4 protein-coding genes and 1 riboswitch are annotated in these 2,544 nt (G+C 40.9%); all 4 genes read right to left on the bottom strand.

The window, feature by feature from the left end:
* A partial coding sequence (locus ABPH35_RS10715; protein WP_368849785.1) for an ISAs1 family transposase occupies positions 1-443 on the bottom strand: 443 nt, incomplete at its 3' end.
* A 98-nt stretch (positions 444-541) separates the two neighbouring features.
* Positions 542-1,099: an energy-coupled thiamine transporter ThiT gene (gene thiT, locus ABPH35_RS10710; RefSeq protein ID WP_349989654.1), complete on the bottom strand. Its 558-nt coding sequence runs from the start codon at positions 1,097-1,099 to the stop codon at positions 542-544.
* Between the two features lie 63 nt (positions 1,100-1,162).
* A riboswitch (TPP riboswitch) is annotated at positions 1,163-1,258 on the bottom strand.
* Positions 1,259-1,284: 26 nt separating this feature from the next.
* The gene (locus tag ABPH35_RS10705; RefSeq protein ID WP_349989655.1) at positions 1,285-2,124 is read right to left on the bottom strand and encodes a glycoside hydrolase family 25 protein; all 840 of its coding nucleotides are present in this window, start codon (positions 2,122-2,124) and stop codon (positions 1,285-1,287) included.
* Positions 2,125-2,234: 110 nt separating this feature from the next.
* On the bottom strand, positions 2,235-2,544 hold a 310-nt coding region (locus tag ABPH35_RS10700), incomplete at its 5' end, for an ISAs1 family transposase (protein ID WP_349988132.1).

Below are 2,544 nucleotides of genomic sequence, written 5' to 3'. Positions count from 1 at the left end.
ACTTGACCGTAGGAAATCCCTAAATCTGTCGCATAGGCGGAGACAATATGTAAGGCTTTCTGGTGTTGGCTGGCATTACCTCTAATTGTCTTTCCGTCAATGGCTATCAGGCGTTTCGAAAAACGAGTAAAATGTTTAGCTGATACCTCTGCCTCTTCAAGAAGAGCAGACCACATCTGTGTCACTTCTACTAGAACTTGAGGATCTAGAGTCGCAAAAACTCGTTGCAGCGTATCGTGAGACGGAATCCCATTTTCTAACTCCAACACGGTTCGCAAGGAAGACTCATAGGCAGTCCCAAACTCCTCAATTTCATCCCAATATTCTGCACCTGATAGACGCGCAAAGAAAATAAGCAAGACAATATCTGACAATGTGTGCTTAATTTTCCAGGATTCTCTATCATCACGGACACCTATCAAGAAATCCAGTCTCTCATTCATAACAAAATCCTCCACTATCTCTAGTATAGCAAAGGATTCGAACTTAGTTTATGAAACTGTTATCTGAAAACGAGACTTTCTTCATGCGTTTGTCGTGCTTATTTATTTAGCAAGAAAAAATGTGGATTGGCAGGTATGAGAATCCCTAAGACAAGTAGGACAAGAAAGAGAGTAAGTCCACCTGCTGTTCCGTTAACAGTAAAGGAATACCAGTAAGCAGACATGCCTTCAGGAGCATAACTAGCCCAAAAAATGACACCAGCGATGTAGTGAATCACGTAGCGAACAAAGACAGCAAGACTAGCAGCTAGAAAGGCTCGTACGAGTGCTTTTGGATACTCTTTTGTTTTTAATGCTGTTTGGAAACGAGGTGCTAGATAGCCAGCTAGTCCCATTGAGACAAAGGCAAGAATGTATTCCAAAAAGACTTGAGAGAAGGAAAGATAGTAGACCTTACCAAGTACAAAGTGGAGCAATCCCCAAATGAGACCAGCTAAGAGCCCGTATTTTGCGCCTCTACGTAGGGAGAAGAGGATAAGTGGAATAGCCCCAAAGGAAGGATTGAACCAGCCGATAAAGTCAGGGATAAAGGATAGGACCATAGCAAGAGCAGCAAAGAGGGCTACTTCAACAAGGGCATTGAGATTTTTGGACATAAAGAAAGACTCCTTTTATTCACAAAAGGAGTCTTGGTCTTTGATAATACGAGTGAAAACCAAGTATGTTTCAAACACAATCCCTACGCTAGTGTTAACTAGATCAGGTTCGAGGATTTCGCAAATGCGATCTCAGCCGAAGCACTCCTTTGTGATAGTTATTCAATTAACAATAGTATAACACATTACTGTGGATTTGTAAATAATTTTTGATAGACTTCGTTTGGTTCTTTTTGAGTAGTAATCAAATTCAAGTCCAAATGGTGGGCAAAGCCATTGAGTGACCCTACGGATGTGTACTGATGCAAGTCGTAGTTCAAATCAGTCACAGGAGCAGCGTTGTAGTAGCCTGAATTGACTCCATATGTTGGAATCCAAAGGGCGGTAAACTTATCGACAGAAATATTGTGCTCTGCCATGAAGTAGGTACCGATGTAGATACCGATGTTTTTAACGCCCAAGTCTTCTAATTCTTGACGAAAGGCTTCAACGCCAGTATTCATATCGTCCATTGTTTTATCTTCGACATCTAGCCAATAGTAGGTTGGATTGTATTTATAAGAAGCCTCGTAGAAAGACCTTGCTTCTTCTTTCATTGACTCGACACTATTTCCTGTGACATAGGCATAGACAGCTACTGGAATCCCACGTTCTTGAAATTCCTTGATGTGCGTTTTGTAGTGCTTGTCCAAACCATTTTTATCAGAGGCGTTATTATCCTTTCGTGTGTGAGATCCACTCTGCACTCGGATAATGGCACCCGAAATATTTGCAGAAAGGACGTCGTAATCAATATCGGATGGTCTTTGCCAGCCAGATACATCAATGATGGGCTTCATTTCTAGCGCATTTGTAATTTGTATAGGATTAGCGTGATAGGTCGGAGCTCTAGAGGAACTCGTAGTGCTCGTACTGGTCGTTACTTTTTTGGTTTGCTCCTGGCTAAATGCTCGCGTCACAAGAATCAGTCCTGTAAACAAGAGGAAGAAGACAGCAACAAATATAGGGTGTATTTTCTTTCTCATCCTCCCTATTTTAGCGTAAACTAGCTAAAAAATCAAAAAAATACACCTTAGAGCACGACAAACGCATGAAACGGTCTTCGGCTTTTTTCTACCTCAAACACTTTTTTGATTTAAAGTAATCGTTTTAAATACTGGTCAAAGGATAGACTAAGGACATATTTCTTACGACGCATGCTCATTTTCTTTCCAAAATCCAACCGTTTTAGGACAGCTAGGCAGAATTTGTCCATCACATTCAAATTAAACGCTAACTGCTTGTTCAAAGTTTTATTCGCATCTTCTCGAAAAACAATATCTAATAACCAATGCATACTCTCTATCTGCCAATGACCTCGTACATAGTCGCATAATTCCTTCGCACTAACCTGACTACTCAAGATAAAGTAGCGTGTTTCTTCACCCTCTTGACTACTCTTGGTC

The organism is Streptococcus handemini (assembly GCF_040984445.1).
Lineage (GTDB): Bacteria > Bacillota > Bacilli > Lactobacillales > Streptococcaceae > Streptococcus > Streptococcus handemini.
The sequence above is the reverse complement of the archived record's forward strand: the minus strand, read 5'-3'. Positions and strand labels throughout refer to the sequence as shown.